The sequence below is a fragment of the Streptosporangium sp. NBC_01810 genome (assembly GCF_035917355.1).
In the GTDB taxonomy this organism is placed as follows: Bacteria; Actinomycetota; Actinomycetes; order Streptosporangiales; family Streptosporangiaceae; genus Streptosporangium.
Window position 1 is genome coordinate 435,122 of the sequence record NZ_CP109070.1, and the last position, 14,094, is coordinate 449,215.

The window sequence follows — 14,094 nt, forward strand, 5'->3', positions numbered from 1 at the left end:
GGTTAACGCGATGACCACCACGCTTCCCCAGCCGGAGATCCAGCTCCCACCCCCCTCCACGCCTGAGCAGGCGGCCCCGCCGGTCGACATCCGCCTGAAGGCGCTGCAGCGGTTCGCCATATCGATCACCATCCTCACGATCCTCGGCCACGCGGTGCTCGGCTTCGAGCAGGCCCCGATCACGCCGATCGTCTCGGTGCTCGCCGCCTACGCCGTCGAGCTGCTGATGGAGACGTTGAGCGCGTGGTCGAAGGGCCGGCGTCCCGGCTACGCGGGCGGCCCACGCGCGCTGGTCACCTTCCTGCTGCCCGCGCACATCGTTGGTCTGGCCTGCGCCATGCTCCTGTACGGCAACGCCTCCGTCTGGCCGTACGTCTTCGCGGTGGCGGTGGGCATCTGCCTCAAGCACCTGATCAGGATCAAGGTGAACGGCTCCGCGCGGCACTTCCTCAACCCGTCGAACGCCGGCATCGTCGTCACCCTGCTGCTGTTCCCCTGGGTGGGCATCGCCCCGCCCTACCAGTTCACGGCGAGCATCAGCGGGGCGCTGGACTGGTTCGTCCCGCTCGGGATCCTGATGCTCGGCACCATGCTCAACGCGAAGCTCACCGGGAAGATGCCGCTCATCGCCGGGTGGGCGGGCGGTTTCGCGGCGCAGGCGGTCATCAGGTGGCTGCTGCTCGACCACTCCCCGGTGGGCGCGCTGCTGCCGATGACGGGGGCGGTGTTCGTCCTCTACACGAACTACATGATCACCGATCCGGGGACGACGCCGGTCAAGCCGCGCAACCAGATGATCTTCGGTGTGACGGTGGCCGCGGTCTACGGCGTGCTCGTCACCCTTCACGTCGCGTTCGGTCTGTTCTTCGCATTGGCGATCACCTGCCTGCTGCGCGGGGCGGTACTCCTCGTGGGCCGGGTCCGCAGGGAGAAGGCGGCACGATGAGTCCTGCGAACACCCGGATCGCCGTCGTCGGGATGGCCTGCCGCTACCCCGACGCGGTGAGTCCGGACGAGCTGTGGCAGACGGTCCTCGGCGGGCGGCGGGCGTTCCGCCACCTCCCCGAGGCGCGCACGCGCGTCGCCGACTACCGGGGAGAGGGGCCCGACTCGATCTACTCCGGCCAGGCCGGTGTGCTGCGCGACTGGGAGTTCGACCGGAGCCGCTTCCACATCTCGGGCCCGCTGTACCGGGCGGCCGACCACACCCACTGGCTCGCGCTGGAGACCGCGGCGGACGCCCTCGCCGACGCGGGCTTCCCCGACGGCGACGGACTGGAGCGCGACCGCGTGGGGGTCGTCCTGGGCAACTCGCTGACCGGCGAGTTCAGCCGGGCCTCCGCGCTCCGGCTGCGCTGGCCCTTCCTGCGCCGGGCGGCGGCCGCCGCGCTGGCGGGTAGCGGCCTGGAGTCCGACGCGGTGTCCGCGGTCCTCAGCCGGCTGGAGAACCTGGTGAAGGACCCGTTCCCCGAACCGGGCGACGAGACCCTCGCCGGGGCGCTCAGCAACACGATCGCCGGGCGGATCTGCAACCACTTCGACTTCCGCGGCACCGGTTACACGGTCGACGGCGCGTGCTCCTCCAGCCTGCTCGCGGTGATGACCGCGTGCCGGGCGCTGGCCGACGGGGATCTCTCCCTGGCGCTGGCCGGGGGGGTGGACCTCAGCCTGGACCCGTTCGAGCTGGTGGGCTTCGCCCGGGTGGGCGCGCTGGCCCACGGGGAGATGCGCGTCTACGACGCCGACCCGACAGGCTTCCTGCCCGGCGAGGGCTGCGGGATCGTCGCGCTCATGCGCACCGAGGAGGCCGAGCGGCGCGGGCTGCGCGTCTACGCGTACCTGACCGGCTGGGGCAGCTCCTCGGACGGCGCGGGCGGGCTCACCCGTCCCACGGCGCGAGGGCAGGCCCTCGCCATGCGGCGCGCCTACCGCCTCGCGGGGACCGACCCCGCCGAGGTGGGGTTCGTCGAGGGCCACGGGACCGGCACCGCCGTCGGTGACCGTGTCGAGATCGAGGCCCTCACCGAGGTCAGAGGCCGGGGGGCGGCGCGCGCGGCCCTCGGCAGCGTCAAGGCCAACATCGGGCACACCAAGGCGGCGGCGGGCGTCGCCGGGCTCATCAAGGCGGCCCTCGCGGTGCATCACCGGGTGCTTCCCCCCTCGACGGGTACGCGCGAGCCGCATCCCCTGCTCGGGGCGGCGGGGGTGCCGCTCCGGCTGCTCGCCGAGCCCGAGCCGTGGGACCGGCCGGTGCCCAGGGCCGCGGTGTCCTCGCTCGGCTTCGGCGGGATCAACGCGCACCTGGTCCTTGAGGGCCCCGGGCGCGCCCCCGCCAGGTCGCTCTCCCCGGCCACCCGCCGCTGGTCGGCGCCGGTCCCCTCCCACCATGTCGTCGCACTGGCCGCCCCCGGCACCGGCGCGCTCGCCGATCTCCTGCGGGACGTGGCGGGGCTGGCGCCCGCGCTCAGCCAGGCGGAGCTGCACGACCTGGCGCTGACCTCGCAGGCCGGGTTCGGTGGCGGTGCCGCCCGCGCCGCCCTGGTGGCCGGGACCCCCGACGAGCTCGCGCGCGCCGCGGAGGCGGCGCTGGACAGGACCGGGGAATGGGACGGCGGGCTCGTCGTCGACGCGGGAGGCGGCTTCGCGCTCGCATCGGGACCGCACGCCCGGGTGGGACTGCTCTTTCCCGGGCAGGCGGCGCCGGTCCGCGAGACCCTCGCCGCCTGGGCCGGCGGCCTCGCCGTCCCCGACTCGCCGGTCGCGCTGCGTGACGGCGACCCCGACACCGCGATCGCGCAGCCCGCGATTCTGCGACAGTCGCTCGCAGCCCTCGCCTGGCTCGACGCGATCGGCTGCGAGCCCGTGGCGGCGGTGGGACACAGCCTCGGCGAGATCGCCGCCCTTACCTGGGCCGAGGCGATCACCCCTGGCGACGCCATGCGCCTGGCCGCCGCCCGCGGCCAGATCATGGCCCGGCACGGCACGCCGGGTACCACCATGGCGGGCATCGCGGCCCCGCCCGAGCGGGTCACCGAGTTGCTCGCCGGGACCGGGGCGGTCGTCGCGGCGCTCAACGGCCCCGCCCAGACCGTCGTCGCGGGACCGGTCGAGGACGTGCGCGCCATGGTCGCCCGCGCTCGCGCGGAGGGGACGGAGGGAGCCGTCCTGGCGGTCTCCCACGGATTCCACAGCCCCGCGATGCGCCCCGCCGAGGCGCCGCTGCGCGAGTTGCTGGACACGATGACCGTGCGGGCGGCGCGGCGACGGATCATCTCCACGGTCACCGGCCTTCCGTACGGCGACGGCGACGGCGACGGCGACGGCGGCGGTGGCGGTGGCGGTGACGGCGATCCGGCGGCGCTGCTGGTCGACCAGCTCACCCGCCCGGTCAGGTTCGCCGAGGCACTCGCGCGCCTGGTGCGCGAGTGCGACCTGCTGGTGGAGGCGGGACCGGGAACCACCCTGTCCGGCCTGGCCGCCGGACTGCCCGCGATCTCGCTCAGCATGGACTGCGGCGGCGACCCCAGGCGCCAGGCACTCGTCACCGCGGCCCTGGCGGTGTCAGGGAACGCGGACCTGCCGGGATGGGCCGCCGGGCGCGCCTACCGGCACCTTCCCATCGACAGCTCGCCGAGCTTTCTGGCCAATCCGTGCGAGACCCTCCCCTGGGACGGGACCTCCGGGGACGGGCCGCCTGCCGAGGTCGCGTCGCCCCGGCCGGTGGCCGAGATCGACGAGGCACCCGTGGCCGAGGCTGGGAGCGGGGCCGGGAGCGGGGCCGGGGCCGGGAGCGGGGCGACCACGGACCTGAACCCCCTGGAATGCCTGCGCGAGGAACTGGCGGCAGGGCTCGAACTGCCGCTGGAGACCATCAGGCCCGCCAGCTCGCTCCTGGGTGATCTGCACCTCAACTCGCTACAGGTGGTCCGGCTCGTGGGCCGGGCCGCGAAGGCTCTCGGCAGGCAGTTGCCCGCCGTCCCGCTGTCGCTCGCCGAGGCGTCGGTGGCCGAAGCCGCCGAGGTACTCGCGGCCCTGCCGTCCGCGGGGGAGGAGAGCACCGAGCACCTCGAGGGCGTCGGCGGATGGGTGCGGGCCTTCCGGCACGAGTGGGTCCCCGCCGATCCTGCGGGGCCGACAGGGGAGCCGGTGTTCTCGCTCCCCGCCGAAGCCGGCCCTGAAGCCGTGGCCGCGCTGCTCACGGAGATCGCCGAGCGCGCTCCCGAGCGGCTCGTGCTCCGCCACGACGGGCACCCGGCGGCCGAGGCCGTCGGCCGCAGCCTCGCGGTCGAGCTCCCGCGCACGTCCGTGACGGTCCTGCGCACGGCGGGAGGCGAAGAAGGGCCGCCGGTCGGCGCGGAGCACGGGTACGCCGAGCTCAGACGGCTGCCGGACGGTTCGTACCAGCGGGTCCGCACGGTGCCGCACCCACTCTCCGCGAGCGGCGGGCCGCCCATCGGCGTCGGCGAGGTCTGCCTGGTCACCGGCGGTGCCACCGGCATCACCGCGCACAGCGCCGCCGCCCTGGCCGAGCGGGCCGGATGCGTGCTCGCCCTGCTCGGCCGCAGGCCCGCCGACGATCCCGAGGTCGCCGCCGCACTGGCGGACCTGCGGACCCGGGTCCGGGCGGTCTACCTTCCCTGTGACGTCACCGACCCCGCCCAGGTGCGGGCGGCGCTCGCCGCCGCCGCCGAGCACGGGCCGGTGCGCGGCCTGATCCACGGGGCGGGCGTCAACCTTCCGCAGAGCCTGTCCGCCGTGACAGCGGAGACGCTCCGGGCGCATCTGCGTCCCAAGGTGGACGGGCTGCGTGTGCTCCTCGCCGAGGCGGGAGAGGGGTTGAGCCTGGCGGTGGCCTTCGGCTCGATCATCGGCAGGCGCGGCCTGGCCGGGCAGTCGGAGTACTGCCTGGCCAACGACTGGATGCGGCACGTGGTCGAGGACTGGGCGGCCGACCACCCGTCCTGCCGCACCCACCTGCTGGAATGGTCGCTCTGGTCCGGGGTGGGAATGGGCGTCAGGCTGGACACGGTCGACGCCCTCCGGCGGCAGGGCATCACCGCCATCGCCCCGGACGAGGGCGCGGCCGTGTTGCTCGACGTGCTCGGCGACGCGGCGGCGCCCACCACGCTCCTGCTGACCGCACGCTTCCCCGCCGGCCCGACCCTCGCCGTCGACGGGCCGCCCGCGCCCCTGCTGCGCTTCACCGAGCGGGAGCTCACCCGTACCCCCTGCGTCGAGGCCGTCTACCAGGCCGATCTCGGCGCTCGCACCGACCCCTACCTCGACGACCACCGGATCTCGGGCACCCGGGTGCTTCCAGCGGTCGTCGGCCTGGAGGCGATGGCCCAGGTCGCCACCGCCGTGGGCCACGGCGGTGAGCAGTGGTCCTTCGAGAACGTCCGCCTGCGCGCGCCCGTCATCGTCGACGGTGACGCCCCGCATCCGGTACGGCTGGCCGCGCTCGCCGGGCCGGACGGCACCGGTGTCGTCCTGCGCGACTCGGCGGACGGCTTCACCACGGACCGCTTCACCGCCAGGCTGGTCCCTCCTGCCCTCACGCCTGCCGCCACGCCCGCCCTCACGCCTGCCGCCACGCCCGCCCCGGTGGGCGCTTCCGCCGCGCACGGCTTCTACGACAACGGCCTGTTCTTCCACACGGGCAGGTTCCGGCGGGTCGCCTCGTACGGCCTGCTGACCGCGTTCCGGGTGGAGGCGGAGATCGAGGGTGGGGCGGACGACTGGTTCTCCTCCTTCCACTCGCCCGATCTGCTGCTCGGCGATCCGGGGCGGTACGACGCCGCAATCCACGCGCTGCTGGCCTGCGTGCCGCACCGTGAGGCGCTCCCCGTCGGGATCGACAGGTTCACCGTCTGGCGGCGGCCTTCGGGGGGCTGCCTGGTCCGAGCCGCGGAGCGGGAGCATCACGCCGGTGAGTACGTCTTCGACATGGACCTCGTCATGGACGACGGGCGGATCTGTGCCCGCTGGGAGGGACTGAGGCTGCGCGCCACGGGCCCCAGGGCGTGGCCGGGTTCGCTGCCGCTGTCCCTCGCCGGGCCGTGGATGTCGCGGCTGCTCGCCGAGAACGGCCTCGCCCGGCGCGTCGAGCTGGCCGCCGTGCCCGGACGCAGACAGGACGGCGCCGCGGCCGGGCTCGCGACCCGGCTCACCGCCGGCGCCGCCGGCGCCGACAGCGCCGGTGGTGCCGTGTGGCACGACGCGCGCGGCGCGCTGCGGGCGCCCACCGGGGGAGTGAGCGCCTCGTACACCGCGGGCCACGTCCTCGTCGGGGTGGCCGACCACGCGATCGGGGTCGACTGGCAGGACACCTTCGGCATCGCGGACAGCGAGTGGCCGGACCTCGTCGGCGAGCGTGGCACCGCGCTCGCCGACGCCCTCGCGGCCAAGACCGGTGAGGGGCAGGCGATCTGCGCCGCGCGCTCCTGGACCGCCAGGGAGTCGCTGGCGAAGGCAGGGAGCGCCCCCGACGAGCCACTGCGCGTCCACCAGGTCGGCCGCGACGGCCTCGTCGTGCTCACCGCCGGGGGCTGGTGCTGCGCGACCGCGCTCGTACCCGGTACCGGGGTCATGGTCGCGACCGCGGTACCCGAGGAGATCTGATGCGCGCATACCGCCACGTCCACACCGTCACCTTCGACGAGACCAACCTCGTGGGCAACGTCTACTTCGCCCACTACCTGCACTGGCAGGGGCACTGCCGGGAGCACTTCCTCGCCGAGCACGCCCCCGGGGTCCTCAAGTCCCTCGCTGACGGCACGCTCGCGCTGGTGACCCTCGGCTGCGACATGACCTACTACGAGGAGTGCTTCGCGCTCGACAAGATCGAGGTGCTCATGACTCTGTCCGCGGTCAACGGCAACCGTATCGCGATGAACTTCGACTTCCGCCGGGGCGGAGTCCAGGTCGCGCGCGGCTCCCAGTCCGTCGCCTGCATGCGCAGGACCCCCACCGGCGTCGCCCCCGTCGCCCTGTCCGCCGAGCTGTCCGCCGCACTCAACGCCTTCGCCTGATCCCCCGTTCCCACCTGATCGCGAGAGGTCCGAGATGACATCGCTCAACAGCACCAGACACCGCACCGCGCTCTTCGTGTTCCTCCTGATCGTGCTCGCACACTGGGCCGAGCATCTCGTTCAGGCCGCCCAGATCTGGGTGCTGGGATGGCCGATCCCCGAGGCGCGCGGCGTGCTCGGGCTGTGGTTCCCCTGGCTGGTCAAGTCGGAGGCGCTGCACTACGGCTACGCCGTGGTCATGCTCGTCGGGTTCGTTCTCCTGCGCAGGGGGTTCACCGGCCGCTCGCGGGTCTGGTGGAACATCGCCCTGGGCATCCAGGTCTGGCACCACTTCGAGCACCTGCTGCTGCTCGTCCAGGCGGTGACCGGCAACCACCTCCTCGGCCGGCCGGCGGTCACCAGCGTCGCGCAGCTCGTCTTCCCCCGGGTTGAGCTACACCTGTTCTACAACAGCATCGTCTTCGTCCCGATGGTCGTCGCCATGCTGCTCCACCGCAGGCCCAACCTTGCGGAGTACAAGGAGATGAACTGCTCCTGTGCGGCGGTCGTGCCGCGTGCGGCGGTCCCGGCGTGAGCGACGACCCGGGTCCCACCACGGGCACGGTCGACCCGCCCGAGGCCCCGGTACGGAGGCCGTCGGTGTTCTCCATGGTGCTCGCCACCGTCGCCGGGCTGGGGCTGCTCGCGCTGACGCTGCCGAGCATCGGACCCACGGTCCGCGCGGCCTACGCCGACGGGGTCAGGGGCACCTTCACCGCGGTCCGCCTGAGCTGCGTCGAGCATCCCGGTCACGAGGCGTGCTCCTGGTACGGCCGGTTCAGGCCGGAGGGGGGCGTGGACTCCGCCCAGGAGGTCTACCTGTACGGCAGCGACCGCGAGATGCTCAGCCCCGGCCGGCGGACGGCGGCGGTGGACGTCGGCAGGGGCAGCCGGGTGTACGGGCCCGGCGGCTCCAGGGAGTGGGTGTTCGTCGGCCTGCTCACGCTGGCGGGGCTGGGCCTGCTCGGCCTGGGCGGGCGGACCGCGGTCCGGCTGGGCAGCAGGCGTGCGGGAGAGGGGTGAGAGCGGCGACGGCCACTGCGGACGGTCGCCGCGGCTCAGGAAACGGAGGAGGGGGCGGGTATCGGCTGGGCCGACAGCCCCATCAGCTGGGTGCACCTCAGGATCGCCGCCGGATCGCCTTCGAGCGACAGACCTCCGGTGACGACGGCGTCGAACGGGCTGATCAGCTCGGCTCCGATCCGGACGAACGTCTCGGCGCTCGTCCGCACCACTATCGCCGGCTGGTCGGCGGGACCACGGTGGGCCGTCGCCGCGCCCGCGGTCACGGCGATGTGGAACACGTCCTCGTCTATCCGGAACTCGTAGGACTCGTGCACGTCGGGCACCGGTTGCCCCTGGATCATCGCCTGGAGGGCGAAGAACCCCCAGGAACTGCTGGTCATCCCCGTCCTGGCATCGTCCTCGGTGAGGAAGCGCATTCCCCATCGGGAGAGGTACAGCAGGGGCTCGCGGAGCTGCTCCCCGATGGGAGTGAGCCTGTACCGCTTTCCCCGGGCGTCTCCGGGAACGGGCTCGGCCTCCAGGATCCCCCGCGCGCCGAGCGCCTTGAGACGGTCGGTGAGCAGATTCGGACCGATTCCCGGTAGGTGTGCCTGGATCTCGTGAAATCGTGCGGGCGCTATGATCAGTTCCCGGACGATCAGCAGTGTCCAGCGCTCCCCGATGATGTCAAGCGCGGCGGCCAGCCCACAGAACTGTCCGTAGTGCCGCTTGTCTGACGTGAGCACGCGCTCTCAAACCTTCCTGTTGCTTTTTTCAACTGCCCTGTGTTCGGTGCCCCGCCCGGCCGCGTCCACGTCAGGCCGGGAGCGCCTTGAGCTCGCCGTTGACGCGGCACCCCGGCTCGCCCAGCACGTTGATCTCCCCGTAGCCCCCGGCGGGCAGGCCCGACCCCGTGCCGCCGGGGTTCCACACCGATGACGGCAGCGAGAGCGCCAGCACCGCGCACGCCGCGAGCACGGCCGTGGTCTCGGCGTCCCGGCAGCCGGCCGCGTAGAGGCAGTGCTGCTCGCCGTACTCGCTCATGATGCGGATCACGGCGCCGCTGACTGGAGCGTTCCCGCCGGGAATGGGAACGACCTCGCACTCCAGGAAGGGGAAGACCGGACGCCCGGAGACGCGTCCGTCGAGTTCCCAGACCCTTCCCATCGCGGCGGCGAGTGCTTCGGCGTGGTCAAGGCACGCGCCGATCAGCGACCCCGTCAACTCCAGGCGGTACGGCCGGGTATGCACGAAGCTGGTCGCCATTCCCACGAGGGTGAGGGAGGAGGGATCGGAGCCCGTACGGACCTCCAGGCCGAAATACTCCCCGCCGTTGAGGAAGGCGACTGTTCCGAGAGCCGGCCTTGGGGTAGGGGTCCGCTGGTCGCGGTTCGAGTCGCTGCTCGTGGCCGTCATGACGACATCACCTCGTCGGCATCCGAGTTCGCAATCATTGTCGCCGAGTCACTATGCACATTCAAATTGTATTCCCATCAAGCCCTGGACGAGGCGTCAATTTTGCAATTGACTATATAAAAAAATAGTGTAATCTCCACGCTGGAGGGCATACAGGGCAGGGAAGAGGGGTGTGAATCCATGACGGAGAAGCCGCCGGCGAAGATCGGCAAGGACGACATCGGTTTCGACTGGGCGCTGGAGAAGGATCCCGGGGCGGTGTGGGCGGCGCTGTCCACCGAGGAGGTCGTGTCACGGTGGTTGGGCTGCAAGGCCGCCGTCGACCCCGTTCCCGGTGGCAAGGTGCGGTTCGACTGGGGGGACGAGGGGATGACCGAGGGCGTCGTCACCGACGTCGAGCCCGGCCGGATCCTCGAATACAGCTGGGACGAGACGGCCGAGGAGGCGTCCAGGGTCCGCTGGGAGGTCGAGGCCGCCGAAGGCGGCAGCCGCCTCCTGCTGACCCACAGCGGTTTGAACAGGCCGCAGAAGGCGGTGAAGGAGCTCGCGGCGGGCTGGCATGACTTCCTCGACGCCCTCGTGGCGGAGCTGAGCGGCACCACGCACACCAGCCGCCACGACGAGCTGCTCGAACGCTACGCGAAGAGTTAGCGCGGCCGGACCGGACCGTTCACCGGGCGGTCGCGCCCGCGACGCGGCCGGTGGCGAAGCCCGCCAGGCAGCGCATCCGCTGGGTGGCGACCCGGGCGCTCGCGGACGCGGGATCGGCCGGGGCGAGCCGGTCGGCTCGCTGGTCGGGTGCGTACCGGCTGGTCGAGGGCTTCGGCGTGTTCATGTGGCCTCCGGCGAAACGGGCGCGATGGCCGGCGCGGACGCCGGCCATCGCGGGGTTGGTCACGGGTGGGTCAGTGGTGCCAGCCGGTCCGCGGGCAGTACTGGATGCCGGGCTCGTCGGCCACGCCGTCCAGGTCCGAGTCCACGTCGGCGTCCCTGGTGGAGTAGATGTCCAGGGAGTTGAGGTCCACCTTGCCGTCGCCGTCCCAGTCGACCAGCTTGCCCTTGAAGGTGCCGGTGATGAAGGCGTTGGTCAGCGGTCCGGTGGGGGTGTCCAGCGTGCCGAGGATGCTGTTGCCGGGGAAGAGGATCTCCTCCAGGGAGCTGCCCTTCATCGCGTCGAAGTTGACGTAGCCCCAGGTGTGCACGCCACCGCGGACGTAGCGGATGGCGGCCTCGTCCTTGATGGTCATCCGGGGGTCGAGCGTCCAGCGGCCGGCCCGGGAGGCGATGACCTGCTCGTTGCGGTGCCCCAGCGAGTCGTCGTCCGCCTGGCCGGAGAGGAAGATCGGGCGCAGGCCGCGCGACTGGAAGTAGAAGCTGCCGTGCCCGTCGTCGCCCATGTTGGTGACGCCGCGGAACAGGAAGTTCTCCACGTGCGGCGAGCCGTCCTCGTGCAGGCCGGAGAGTGACTTGCTGATGATCAGCTTGTTGTGCCGGGTGTCCACGTTGGGGCACGCGTGCGCCTGGCCGAAGCTGCGGGCCAGTCCCTGCGGGGAGAGGGTGATCTTGCCCCAGTGCTTGCCCGTGTCGTCCAGCATGACGTAGACGTGGCAGCTGATGTTGAGGTAGATGGTCTCGTCGAAGGTCCGGTCGGCGTGGTAGACCCACGCGCGGCGGTCGAAGGTCGGGTAGCCGGTGGTCAGTTCGGAGGCGAAGAGCCCCGCCCACTCACCGACGTCGGCGTCGTCGTCGTTCACGGTGCGCTCGAGGATCTCCAGGGCGCGCGCGCCGCCGATCTTCTCCAGCGCCCAGAGGGCGTTCCAGCGGACCTCGCGGTTGTCGTCGGTGGCCACGGCCTCGGCCAGCAGGTCCACGGCGTCCGGCAGGTTGCGGTCGACGTACTGGTACAGCGACTGCTCGCGGATCATCGGGTCCGCGTGGTGCAGGGCCTCGTGTGCGACGTGGGCGTCGGGGCGGGAGTCAAGGCGCACCGCCACCTGGTCCAGGAATCGGCCGAAGTCGCTCTGGAGGTCGGCGGGGTCACCGGCGAGCGGACTGGTCCACGGCGTGCTACCGCCGGGAGTGAACTCGGATACTTCGCGGGTGAATTCGACGGTCATGACCAGCTGCTTTCTCTTGGAGATTTCGTCTCGACATCGTCGTGATGGGGGCTCGCGGGGTCATGGACAGGTGCCGTGATTCGCCGAACGCGGCTACCTCCGTTTCGAACGGTTGCCTGTTCGAGGCCGGTCTGATCGCTACGGGAAGTGCCCGGGGGCCGGCCGGTCAACTGATCGAGAGAGGCGGCGTCGATCACCATACCGCCCATCTCGCTATATATAAAAATAGTATCGCGGGTTCGGGAAAATCAACCCCCAGCTTCGCCCGATCTGGCCCTCTCGGTGGGTGTGTCCAGCTTTCGTAGGGTGAAATGGGTCAGGCTAGGCGCACTCATCACACTCTGCACCTAGCCTGAGAATAAAGATCTTTATCTGTAAAGATAGTGTTCTGTGGCCTACGGCCGCCGAGGGGGAATTGTCAGCACGGCACGGCCTCGATGTTCGCGGCGAAGGCGGCCGCGATGTCGTCGATCCGGGTCTGCGTCTCCTCCTCCGTCGCGCCGTGGACGACCGCGCAGCCCGCGTCGACGTTGAGCACCGTCCGCCGGTCGGGTACGCGGTCGCCGATCGCGATGCCCAGGTCGACGTCGACCACCCCCGGCATGCTCCGGATCCGCTTCATGTCGGGCAGCCGGGTGACGTGGCCGGTGGGGACCGGCAGCTCGCTCCAGGCGACGTAGCCGTCCCCGTGCGGCCCCGGCGGGCTGAAGTCGTCCATCACCGCCACCTTGAACGCGGTGCTCTCCAGCTCGATGCCGAACCGGTGGGCGATGCAGGGGAGGATCCTGCCGCCGCCGCACCGCGCGGCGCACTCGGAGAAGAAGGTCCCCTCGGACGACTCGAAGAGCTCAAGGTGGAAGACCGTGGAGGTAAGCCCGAGCGCGCCCAGCGAGGCCTCGGCGAAGCGGTGGTAGCGCGAGTAGAGGTCCGGGTGGGCGCCGGGGTCCATGATCATGGAACCGACGAGGTTCCCGTTCCTGAGCTCCAGCATGTTCCGCACGTAGCGGCCGACGCTCAGGAACTCCACGACCCCGTTCCTGACGATCCCGTCGAGGTGGAACTCCACCCCGTCGACGAACTCCTCGACCAGCCACGGCCCCGGAACGCTCCGGTGGACTTCCCGGTAGGCGCGCAGCACCTCGCTCAGGTGCTCGCGGTCGCGGACCCGGGTCACCCCGTAGGTACCGGCCGAGGCCAGTGGTTTGACCACGGCGGGGAATCCGAGGTCGTCGATTCCGTCGACCGGCGAGTGGTTCGACTCCAGGACGGCGGAGGGGGTGACGGGGATGCCCGCGGCGCGGATGAGCGCCTTCTGGAAGCCCTTGTCGCGCGCCGCGACGGCCGCCCTGACCGGGATGCCGCGCGCGCCGAGCAGCTCGGCCAGCGCCGCCGCGGTGATCATCCCCGCTTCCGAGTTCGTGAACACGGCGTCGATGTCGCGGTGAATGCCGCGGCGGTGGAGCGCGGAGAGGATCTCGGCTATCGAGGTCCGGTCGGCGACCGCTATCGGATCGCTCTGGAGCCGCAGGTTCTCCAGCCGGAGCCCGTGTGCGTCGAGCACGTTGAACAGGACGACGCCGTTCTCCTCCGCGTAGTCCGCGTAGGCGGAGCTGTGTCCCAGGACGAGTACGCGCATGGCATTCTCCGATTGGTGGGCGTCCCACCCTCGTTATCTGATCAGTATGCTGTCCAGCCGCCGGCGGGCCACGAGCAGTGCGGCGACCCCCACGACCAGCAGGTAGGCGACGTGGCCGAGTGCGTCCCATCCCGCGTGGCCGAGCGCGAGGTCGCGGATGAGCACCACGCCGTGGTAGAGCGGTGTCCAGGCGACGATGTCCGCCAGCCAGTCCGGATAGACCGACAGCGGATACAGCGTCGTGGAGAGCAGGGAGAGCGGAACGACGACCAACTGCACGAATTCGTAGTCGTCGTAGTCGCGCATCAGGGTGACGGCCACCATGCCGAGCGCGGCGAAGGTGAACCCCAGCAGCACGCACGCCGACAGCGCCAGGACGCCCAGGTGCGCCTGAACCAGACCGAGCGCGACGAGGATGGCCATGAAGACCGTCGAGTAGGCGGTCGTCCTGAGCAGGATCCAGATGGTCTCGCCGATGGCGATGTCGGTGACCATGATGGGAGTGTTCAACACCGCGTCGTACGTTTTGGCGTAGCGCAGCTTGGCGAACATGATGAGTGTGGTGTCGTACACCGCGTCGTTCATGACCGCCGACGCCAGCAGCGCGGGTCCCACGAAGGCCGCGTAGCCGACGACCACCCCCGGGGACATCTCCACCTCGCCGATGAGGCTGCCGATGCCGAACCCGATCGAGAACAGGTGGAACAGCGGTTCGAGGAACCGGCACAGGACCGCCATCCGGGTGCGGCGGTAGATGATCACATTCCGCTCGATCAGGCGGAACGGCCTGCGCCGGTTGCGGTACGGAGGTGACAGGACCTCGTCTCGCCGCGCGGTCTGGGTCAACGGA

12 protein-coding genes are annotated in these 14,094 nt (G+C 71.4%); 6 read left to right on the plus strand and 6 right to left on the minus strand.

The window, feature by feature from the left end; all coding sequences use genetic code 11:
- Nucleotides 1-10 precede the first annotated feature (10 nt).
- Genes OIE13_RS02020 through OIE13_RS02040 form a run of 5 tightly spaced genes read left to right on the plus strand, consistent with a single transcriptional unit; the run spans nucleotide 11 to nucleotide 8,093 of the window.
- The gene (locus OIE13_RS02020; protein ID WP_326829451.1) at nucleotides 11-946 is read left to right on the plus strand and encodes an enediyne biosynthesis protein UnbU; all 936 of its coding nucleotides are present in this window, start codon (nucleotides 11-13) and stop codon (nucleotides 944-946) included.
- Nucleotides 943-6,621, plus strand: a complete 5,679-nt coding sequence (locus OIE13_RS02025) for an SDR family NAD(P)-dependent oxidoreductase (RefSeq protein ID WP_326829452.1) — start codon at nucleotides 943-945, stop codon at nucleotides 6,619-6,621. The genes OIE13_RS02020 and OIE13_RS02025 overlap by 4 nt, the downstream gene beginning before the upstream one ends.
- Nucleotides 6,621-7,031 (plus strand): acyl-CoA thioesterase, encoded by a 411-nt coding sequence (locus OIE13_RS02030; RefSeq protein ID WP_326643724.1) that lies wholly within the window; start codon nucleotides 6,621-6,623, stop codon nucleotides 7,029-7,031. The genes OIE13_RS02025 and OIE13_RS02030 overlap by 1 nt, the downstream gene beginning before the upstream one ends.
- Before the next feature lie 34 nt (nucleotides 7,032-7,065).
- Complete coding sequence (locus OIE13_RS02035) at nucleotides 7,066-7,605, plus strand: hypothetical protein (RefSeq protein ID WP_326643722.1); 540 nt, start codon at nucleotides 7,066-7,068, stop codon at nucleotides 7,603-7,605.
- A complete protein-coding gene (locus OIE13_RS02040) occupies nucleotides 7,602-8,093 on the plus strand; it encodes a hypothetical protein (protein WP_326643719.1) in 492 nt (163 codons plus the stop codon). The genes OIE13_RS02035 and OIE13_RS02040 overlap by 4 nt, the downstream gene beginning before the upstream one ends.
- 35 nt (nucleotides 8,094-8,128) lie before the next feature.
- On the opposite strand, the gene OIE13_RS02045 is transcribed toward OIE13_RS02040, so the two are convergent.
- Complete coding sequence (locus tag OIE13_RS02045; protein ID WP_326829453.1) at nucleotides 8,129-8,821, minus strand: helix-turn-helix domain-containing protein; 693 nt, start codon at nucleotides 8,819-8,821, stop codon at nucleotides 8,129-8,131.
- Nucleotides 8,822-8,891: 70 nt separating this feature from the next.
- Nucleotides 8,892-9,491 carry a hypothetical protein gene (locus tag OIE13_RS02050; RefSeq protein ID WP_326643715.1) on the minus strand — a complete coding sequence of 200 codons (600 nt, stop codon included), beginning with the start codon at nucleotides 9,489-9,491 and terminating at the stop codon, nucleotides 8,892-8,894.
- Nucleotides 9,492-9,671: 180 nt separating this feature from the next.
- On the opposite strand from OIE13_RS02050, the gene OIE13_RS02055 reads away from it, so the two are divergent.
- Nucleotides 9,672-10,142 (plus strand): SRPBCC domain-containing protein, encoded by a 471-nt coding sequence (locus tag OIE13_RS02055; protein ID WP_326643713.1) that lies wholly within the window; start codon nucleotides 9,672-9,674, stop codon nucleotides 10,140-10,142.
- 19 nt (nucleotides 10,143-10,161) lie between these two features.
- On the opposite strand, the gene OIE13_RS02060 is transcribed toward OIE13_RS02055, so the two are convergent.
- The 4 genes from OIE13_RS02060 to OIE13_RS02075 form a co-directional block, all read right to left on the minus strand.
- Entirely contained in the window at nucleotides 10,162-10,389 is a 228-nt protein-coding gene (locus OIE13_RS02060; protein WP_326643710.1) for a hypothetical protein, read from the minus strand.
- Between the two features lie 7 nt (nucleotides 10,390-10,396).
- Nucleotides 10,397-11,608 (minus strand): HEAT repeat domain-containing protein, encoded by a 1,212-nt coding sequence (locus OIE13_RS02065; RefSeq protein ID WP_326829454.1) that lies wholly within the window; start codon nucleotides 11,606-11,608, stop codon nucleotides 10,397-10,399.
- Nucleotides 11,609-12,026: 418 nt separating this feature from the next.
- Nucleotides 12,027-13,244 (minus strand): ATP-grasp domain-containing protein, encoded by a 1,218-nt coding sequence (locus OIE13_RS02070; protein WP_326643706.1) that lies wholly within the window; start codon nucleotides 13,242-13,244, stop codon nucleotides 12,027-12,029.
- A 33-nt stretch (nucleotides 13,245-13,277) separates the two neighbouring features.
- The gene (locus OIE13_RS02075; RefSeq protein WP_326643703.1) at nucleotides 13,278-14,090 is read right to left on the minus strand and encodes an ABC transporter permease; all 813 of its coding nucleotides are present in this window, start codon (nucleotides 14,088-14,090) and stop codon (nucleotides 13,278-13,280) included.
- Nucleotides 14,091-14,094: the final 4 nt, after the last annotated feature.

Excerpts from the sequence above, each read along its gene's own strand:
- OIE13_RS02020 (WP_326829451.1), top strand. The coding sequence starts at position 11 with ATGACCACCACGCTTCCCCAGCCGGAGATCCAGCTCCCACCCCCCTCC.
- OIE13_RS02025 (WP_326829452.1), top strand. The coding sequence starts at position 943 with ATGAGTCCTGCGAACACCCGGATCGCCGTCGTCGGGATGGCCTGCCGC.
- OIE13_RS02030 (WP_326643724.1), top strand. The coding sequence starts at position 6,621 with ATGCGCGCATACCGCCACGTCCACACCGTCACCTTCGACGAGACCAAC.
- OIE13_RS02035 (WP_326643722.1), top strand. The coding sequence starts at position 7,066 with ATGACATCGCTCAACAGCACCAGACACCGCACCGCGCTCTTCGTGTTC.
- OIE13_RS02050 (WP_326643715.1), bottom strand. The coding sequence starts at position 9,491 with ATGACGGCCACGAGCAGCGACTCGAACCGCGACCAGCGGACCCCTACC.
- OIE13_RS02055 (WP_326643713.1), top strand. The coding sequence starts at position 9,672 with ATGACGGAGAAGCCGCCGGCGAAGATCGGCAAGGACGACATCGGTTTC.
- OIE13_RS02065 (WP_326829454.1), bottom strand. The coding sequence starts at position 11,608 with ATGACCGTCGAATTCACCCGCGAAGTATCCGAGTTCACTCCCGGCGGT.
- OIE13_RS02070 (WP_326643706.1), bottom strand. The coding sequence starts at position 13,244 with ATGCGCGTACTCGTCCTGGGACACAGCTCCGCCTACGCGGACTACGCG.